The organism is Massilia sp. CT11-108, assembly GCF_047302915.1.
Taxonomy (GTDB): Bacteria; Pseudomonadota; Gammaproteobacteria; order Burkholderiales; family Burkholderiaceae_D; genus Telluria; species Telluria orientalis.
This window is the reverse complement of sequence record NZ_JBKYMO010000296.1, coordinates 1-7,124: the sequence shown is the minus strand read 5'-3', so window position 1 is coordinate 7,124 and position 7,124 is coordinate 1. Positions and strand designations below refer to the sequence as shown.

The following is a 7,124-nucleotide window of genomic DNA, read 5'->3' as shown; positions in this document are numbered from 1 at the left end:
GCCGTCGTCGCGACGGCCGAACTGCTGGGCAGCGCGAGCCTCGCGCTGCCGGCGCTCGCTTATCTGGATGAGGACTTCGCCGCACTGTTGAACGAGTCGGCGCTGTGGATGCTGTTCGCGCTCGGGATGGCGGCGCTGGCAAGCTTCAGCTGGCGCGACATCCGCGCGAGCCTGCATGATCCGCGCACGGCCTGGCTGCCGCCGCGCCGGCGCTGGCTCATCACGGCGCTGGGCCCCGGCATGATGCTCGCCGCCGCGCTCCCCGAAGTGTGGTGGGGCGGCCTGGCGCTGGCCAAATAAAACCGGGGTCAGAGCCCGGATTTTGGCAACAACCTAAAAGACATTTCCAATAATCGGGCTCTGACCCTGGTGTTAACGTTGTTCGCGGCCCCACTTCTGGGCGAGGACCGCGCAGACCATCAGCTGGATCTGGTGGAACAGCATTACGGGCAGGATGACCATGCCCAGCGCGCTCGGTGCGAACAGCACCTTGGCCATCGGCACGCCGCTGGCCAGACTCTTTTTGGAGCCGCAGAACACGATGGTGATCTCGTCCTCGCGGCTGAAGCCGAGGCGCCGGCTCGTCCACGTGGCGAGGCCCAGCGCGATCGCCAGCATCACGCAGCTGATGACGACGAGCGCAACGAGCGATTCCCCCGACAGCTTGTGCCACAGGCCTTCGTTGACGGATTCGGAAAACGCCGTGTAGACCACCAGCAGGATCGAGCCCTGGTCGACGATCTTCAGCATCGGCTTGTGGCTGTCCACCCATTTGCCGATCCACGGACGCAGGAATTGCCCGGCCAGGAAAGGCAGCAGCAGCTGTTCGACGATGGTGATCACCGCGTCCAGCGACGAGCCGCCCGCCGCGCCCTGCACGATCAGCGTCGACACGAGCAGCGGCGTGACGAAGATGCCGACGAAGTTCGACGCCGACGCGCTGCACACGGCCGCCGCCACGTTCCCGCGCGCCATCGACGTGAACGCGATCGACGACTGCACGGTGGAGGGCAGGGTGCACAGGAACAGGATGCCCACGTACAGCTCGGGCGTGACGACGCTGCCCGCCAGCGGCTTCATGGCGAGACCCAGCAGCGGGAACATGACGAAGGTCGACGCAAGCACCAGCAGGTGCAGGCGCCAGTGCGTCATGCCGGCGACGATCGCTTCGCGCGACAGCTTTGCGCCGTGCAGGAAGAACAACAAGCCGATGGCGACGGTGGTGACCTTGCCGAGGACGACGGCCGTCTCGCCCGCGCACGGCAGCACGCTCGCGAGGGCGACGGTGCACAGCAGCAGGATGGTGAAGGTGTCGATCGACAGGCGGCGGAGGAGGGCGGAAACGGGGGCGAGAAGGCTGGACATGATGATGGTCGGCGAGAAGCTCCGGACAGCGCCGGACCCGCCATTCTATCTGCATCTGCTGGCCTCCGCTCAAGCGCGTGATTCTTTGCGTGGCAAGCATTCCACCCCGTTGACCCGCCGCGCGCAGCCCGTCAATACTGATGTGCAAACCCGGGTGCGTACATATTTGACAATCGGGACTGACGTCCCGACAAACCGACAAACAGGAGACAGACGATGCACATGTTCATGCGCAGGACCGCCTTCGCCTCAACGTTATGCCTGCTGGCCGCAGGCTGCAGCGACAACAACACTGCAAGCGCCGGCGCCACCAAGTCGCTGGCGACCGTCGCCACGGTATCCGCGTTCGGCCTCACGCAGGATGCCAGTTTCTACACGATCGACACGGGCGCGGGCCTCGTCTTCAAGGTGCGGCGCCTGGACAACGGCGTCAGCACGCAGTCGGCCGGCGACATCGCGTCGCTGGTCTACAACGGCGTCGAGTACCAGGACCAGGGCCGCGGCACGCAGGTCAATTCCGGCTTCGACTACCTGTACAAGGGCATCTCCGCGGTGGACGTGAACGCGCAGACGATCGGCAGCGACGTCGTCAAGGTGACCGTGCAGGCGGGCGGCCTCACGCACTACTACATCGCGCGCCGCGGCGAGGCGAAGATCTATATGGGGACGTATTTCACGAGCGAGCCCGACACGCTGAATCTCGCGCGCTTCATCGTGCGCGTGCCGATCGCGCGGCTGCCCAACGGCCCGGCGCCGTCCGACCTGCGCGGCACCAGCGGGGCGATCGAAGCGAGCGACGTCTTCGGCATGCCGAACGGCGAGACGCGCTCCAAGCACTACTCGAACATGCGCCTGAAGGACTGGCAATTCATCGGCGCGACGGGGACCAACGTCGGCCTGTGGATCGTCCGCGACAACAATGAGGGCAATTCGGGCGGCCCGTTCTACCGCAGCCTGCTGAACCAGGCCACGGCCACGAACCAGGAGATCACCTACATCATCAACTACGGCGAGGGCCAGACGGAGCCGCTGCGCACGAAAGTCCTCAACACGTACACGATGGTGTTCAACGACGGCGCCGCACCGGCACCGGTGGACACGTCCTGGCTCGGCACCCTCGGCCTCACGGGCTGGGTGGGGCCGGAAGCACGCGGTGGGGTGAGCGGGGCGGCCATCACGGGCCGCGATCCGCGCTTCGCCTACACGGTCGGCTTCGCGAATGCGACGGCCCAGTACTGGACGGCGGCCGATGCCACGGACGGCCATTTCGCCAGCACCGGCATGATCCCCGGGACCTATACGATGAAGGTCTACAAGAACGAGCTGGCGGTCGACACGCGCACGGTGACGGTCGGCGCGGGCGCCACGACGGACGCGGGCACCGTCGCCGTGACGGGCGATCCGGGCGGCGCGGCCGCGCTCTGGCGCATCGGCGAGTGGGACGGCACGCCGGCGGAATTCATCAACGGCGGCAAGGTCACGACCATGCACCCGTCCGACGTGCGCATGGCGCCGTGGACGCCGGGCGATTACGTGGTCGGCACGTCGACACCGGCCACGGGCTTCCCCGCGTACCAGTGGAAGGACGTGAACGGCACGCTGACCGTGCGCTTCAACCTGCGCGCGAGCCAGATCGTGCCGCTGCGGCTGCGCGTCGGCATCACGGACGCCTTCGCGGGCGGACGGCCCAAGACGCAGGTCAACGGCTGGGTCTCGGCGAATCCGCCGGCGTCCACGCAGCCGTCGTCGCGCACGCTGACGGTCGGCACCTACCGCGGCAACAACACGATGTATACGTTCGACATCCCGGCCACCGAACTGGTCGTGGGCCAGAACGTGCTGACGCTGACGGCGATCAGCGGCTCCAGCGGCATCCGCTTCCTGAGCCCCGGCTACAGCTACGACGCGCTCGACCTGATTCCCACGCCATGATGGAGACGACCATGCATGTCAAGAACCGCCTGCTGTGTGCAGCCGCTCTAACCCTGGTCGCGCAATGGGCCGGCGCCGCCGTGCTGCAGACCCTCGGTGCCGGCACGGCCGTCGGCACCGTCACCAACGCGGCGCACTTCGACCTGAACACGGCGCTCGCCAACGACTGGGTCGAGGACGGCCTGCTGTTCCACGCAAGCGGCTACGGCGCCAACAACGGCTGCGGCTACGCCGGTGTGGACTGCTATGACGCCGTCTCGGAACTGAGCCCCGCGTTCTCCGGCAACTACTTCGCCACGTCCGGCACGAACGCGTACATCAGCGTGCGGCGCGCGGACGGCGCGGATTTCTACCGGATCGAGTTCGCGGCCGGCAGCGGCTACCAGTCCCTGAACGGCTACTGGGCCACGTATGCGGATGGCCAGCGCACCGGCAGCGGCAACTTCAGTTCTCCGCGCGGCGCGATCCTGGGACTCGTCGACGGGAACGGCTTCGACGAGGTGCGCTACTTCGCCTTCTCGACCGCGAACCGGCAGGCGGGCTACAGCGCGCCCGCGCTGGACGAGGTGCGCGTCGGCCTGCCGGAACCCGCGTCGCCGGCGTTGTGCGCGGCCGCGCTGGCGGGGATGGCGGCGGTGCTGCGACGACGCAAACGTAAATACGCCTGATCGACGAAATTGCGGGATGTGGCGTCCGCACGACGCCGTTATGGGGTCTGTACATACTCTTTCAGAACGAATCCTGACAATTTTGTTTCCGAAACAAGACGGCCTGGCGATATACTCGTGGTTGCTTTTTTTCGCGAGGTTTGTCTTGTTCAAATCCGTCGTCCTTCCCGTCGCCCTGCTGGGGGCGAGCGCCGGGGCGCTCGCCGACGAGGGCCAGTGGCAGCCGCACCAGCTGCCGCAGCTGAAATCCGAGCTGAAACGCATCGGCATCACGATCCCGGCCGAGCGTCTCGCCGACCTGTCGAAACACCCGATGAGCGCCATCGTGGCGACGCCGGGCTGTTCGGCGTCGTTCGTGTCGCCGGACGGTCTCGTCGTCACGAACCACCACTGCGGCTACGGCGCGATCCAGCGCAATTCGACCCCGGAACACAATTACATCGCCAACGGCTTCCTCGCGAAGACGCGCGCGGAGGAACTGCCGGGCGGGCCGAACACGGTCGTCTACGTGACGGAGAAGGTCGAGAACGTGACGGACCGCGTCCTGAAGGGCCTCGGTGCCGGCGTGTCGGGCAAGGAGCGCCACGAGCAGGTCGCGGCGCGCATCAAGGCGCTGATCGCGGAGTGCGAGAGCGACAAGGCCTACCGCTGCGCGGTCCCCGCGTTCAACCGCGGCGGCGAGTACTACCGCATCAAGCAGCTGCTGATCCGCGACGTGCGCCTCGTCTACGCGCCCGCGAACAGCGTGGGCGACTTCGGCGGCGACATCGACAACTACGAATTCCCGCGCCACGTCGGCGACTTTTCCTTCCTGCGCGCGTACGTCGGCAAGGATGGCCGCCCGGCCGATCCGTCGCCGGACAACGTGCCCTATAAATCGAAGAGCTTCCTCGTCGTCTCGGCCGAAGGGTTGAAGGCGGGCGACCCGATCCTGCTGGCCGGCTACCCGGGCCGCACGAGCCGCTACAAGCTGCCGGCCGAGATCCGCTTCGCGCGCGACGTCGACTATCCGGCCAAGGTGGCATCGATCACGGCCGACCTCTCGGTGATCGCGGCCGCCACGATGGGCAACCCGGACTACACGGTGCGCTACGCGAGCGTGGCGAAGAGCCTGAACAACGTGCTGAAAAAGACGCGCGGCCTGCTGGACGGCTTCGCGCGCAAGGACATCGCTGCCATCAAGGACGCGCAGGACGCTCAATTCCGCACGTGGTACAAGCAGCACGGCACTGGACCGAAGAACCTGCTGGCCGACCTCGACGCCGCCATCGCCGCCGACATGGCGACGACACAGCACGAGACCGCATGGGCGGAAGCCACGCACAGCGACCTGCTGAAGAGCGCGCGCACCCTGTACCGCCTGGCGCTGGAACACCAGAGGCCGGACGCGCAGCGCGAAGCGGGCTTCCAGGAGCGCGACGTCTCGTTCATCAAGGCGCGCCTGGCCCGCCTCGAGCAATCGTTCGTGCCCAGCGTCGACCAGGCCCGCTGGCAGGCCGCGCTGGTCCGCTACGGCAAGATCGACACGAAGGTGCGGCCGCACGGGCTGGACGGGCTGCTGCCCGCGCAGAACGCGCTGGCGCCGCTGTACAAGGGCACGGAGCTGGGCGACACGGCGAAGCGCCTGGCGTGGATCGGCAAGGACGCGGACGCGTTCCGCAAATCGAGCGACCCGTTCATCCAGCTGGCCGTGCACCTGCACGACGCCGGCGTCGCGCTGGAAGAGCGCCGCAAGGAAGTCGACGGCAACCTGGAACGCGTCGTCCCGCTGTACATGGACGCCGTCGTGGCCTGGAAGAAGTCGCAGGGCAAGCCGGTCTACCCGGACGCGAACGGCACCTTGCGCGTGACCTACGGCACCGTGGCGCCGTACAGCCCGCGCGACGGCATCGTCAAGGGTCCGTTCACCACCGTCGAAGGCATCCTCGAAAAGCAGACGGGCAAGGCGCCGTTCGACGCGCCGAATTCGCTGCTGCAGGCAATCCGCGACAAGCGCTACGGCCAGTTCCGGGATCCGGCGCTGGGCACGGTGCCGGTGAACTTCCTGTCGAGCGCCGACACGACGGGCGGCAATTCCGGCTCCGCCGTGATGAACAAGCGCGGGGAACTGGTCGGCCTGAACTTCGATTCGACCTACGAGTCGATCACGAAGGACTGGTACTTCGATCCGGTGATCACGCGTGCGATCCACGTCGACATCCGCTACATGCTGTGGGTGATGAAGGAGGTCGACCATGCGGACAACCTGCTGAAGGAAATGACGATCAAGTACCCGAAGGGGTAATGCGTCACGGCGCCGGGAACCAGATGTCGAACCGCGTCTCTCCCGGCGCCCCCGGCGCCAGCGAATACGTGCACCCGTGCCGCTGCAGCACCTCGCGCACGAACATCAACCCGATCCCCTGGCCGCCTTTGCGCGTCGTGAAGAACGGCGTGAACAGCGGCCGCGCCGGTCCGGTGGCCAGCAGGTCGCCGGAATCGACGACCGAGAGCCTGACTCTCCGGCCTTCGTCCGCCAGCTCCAGCCTGATCGCGCCGCTCGATTGACTGGCCGCCTCGATCGCTTCCATCGCATTCTTGACGATGTTCATGAGGGCCTGCTCGATCAGCTGCGCATCCAGCGCGAGCGGCGCGACGGCATCGCAGCGGTGCCAGCCCAGCGCGATGCCGCGGCTGCTGCATTGTTCGCGGTTCAGCCACAGGATGTCGTCGACGACCGCTTTCAGATCCGTCGGGCGCGGTTCCGGCGGCGGCATCTTGACGACCTTCGTGAAGCGGTCGATGAATTCGCCGAGGCTCGCATTGCGCCGTTTGACGGCGACGATGGCCGTCGCGAAGTCGCCCGCGTCCCGTTCGTGCAGCTGGCCGCGGTAGTACAGCAGCGAGTCGAGCACGGAGCCCGTCGCGGCCACCGTGTTGTTGACTTCATGCGCCAGCACGCGGATCAGGCGTGCGTAGGTCGCGCGCTCCGAGTCTTCCAGCTCCGCCGTCAGTTCCTCGACCATGATGAAGTGGCGCGCGAAGCCGCGGTCGTAGAACTGGCCGCGTTGCGCGCGGTAGCGGCGGCCGTCCGGGTCCGTCAGCAGGCGCGATCAGCCTCGTGAACGCGAGCGCGGGCGAACTGCTCGGCCTGGACCGGCCCGAGGGCAAGCGCTTGTC

Annotated in this window: 6 protein-coding genes; 4 read left to right on the top strand and 2 right to left on the bottom strand. The window is 67.1% G+C overall.

Going from position 1 to position 7,124, the window contains the following annotated elements:
* Window positions 1-300: hypothetical protein (locus tag ACEN88_RS20805; RefSeq protein WP_413342606.1), on the top strand; the 300-nt coding region annotated here is incomplete at its 5' end.
* Between the two features lie 72 nt (window positions 301-372).
* On the opposite strand, the gene ACEN88_RS20800 is transcribed toward ACEN88_RS20805, so the two are convergent.
* Window positions 373-1,365 (bottom strand): bile acid:sodium symporter family protein, encoded by a 993-nt coding sequence (locus ACEN88_RS20800; RefSeq protein ID WP_413342604.1) that lies wholly within the window; start codon window positions 1,363-1,365, stop codon window positions 373-375.
* A gap of 216 nt (window positions 1,366-1,581) precedes the next feature.
* Between ACEN88_RS20800 and ACEN88_RS20795 the strand changes: the two genes are divergently transcribed.
* The 3 genes from ACEN88_RS20795 (at window position 1,582) to ACEN88_RS20785 (ending at window position 6,249) form a co-directional block, all read left to right on the top strand.
* Window positions 1,582-3,297 carry a rhamnogalacturonan lyase B N-terminal domain-containing protein gene (locus ACEN88_RS20795; protein WP_413342602.1) on the top strand — a complete coding sequence of 572 codons (1,716 nt, stop codon included), beginning with the start codon at window positions 1,582-1,584 and terminating at the stop codon, window positions 3,295-3,297.
* An 11-nt stretch (window positions 3,298-3,308) separates the two neighbouring features.
* Window positions 3,309-3,965, top strand: a complete 657-nt coding sequence (locus tag ACEN88_RS20790) for a hypothetical protein (protein ID WP_413342600.1) — start codon at window positions 3,309-3,311, stop codon at window positions 3,963-3,965.
* 145 nt (window positions 3,966-4,110) lie between these two features.
* A complete protein-coding gene (locus ACEN88_RS20785) occupies window positions 4,111-6,249 on the top strand; it encodes a S46 family peptidase (protein ID WP_413342598.1) in 2,139 nt (712 codons plus the stop codon).
* A gap of 4 nt (window positions 6,250-6,253) precedes the next feature.
* On the opposite strand, the gene ACEN88_RS20780 is transcribed toward ACEN88_RS20785, so the two are convergent.
* Window positions 6,254-6,970: a sensor histidine kinase gene (locus tag ACEN88_RS20780; RefSeq protein WP_413342596.1), complete on the bottom strand. Its 717-nt coding sequence runs from the start codon at window positions 6,968-6,970 to the stop codon at window positions 6,254-6,256.
* Window positions 6,971-7,124: the final 154 nt, after the last annotated feature.

Bases quoted from the DNA above. Each gene is read 5' to 3' on its own strand.
- ACEN88_RS20800 (WP_413342604.1), bottom strand. From the start codon at position 1,365: ATGTCCAGCCTTCTCGCCCCCGTTTCCGCCCTCCTCCGCCGCCTGTCG.
- ACEN88_RS20795 (WP_413342602.1), top strand. From the start codon at position 1,582: ATGCACATGTTCATGCGCAGGACCGCCTTCGCCTCAACGTTATGCCTG.
- ACEN88_RS20790 (WP_413342600.1), top strand. From the start codon at position 3,309: ATGCATGTCAAGAACCGCCTGCTGTGTGCAGCCGCTCTAACCCTGGTC.
- ACEN88_RS20780 (WP_413342596.1), bottom strand. From the start codon at position 6,970: ATGGTCGAGGAACTGACGGCGGAGCTGGAAGACTCGGAGCGCGCGACC.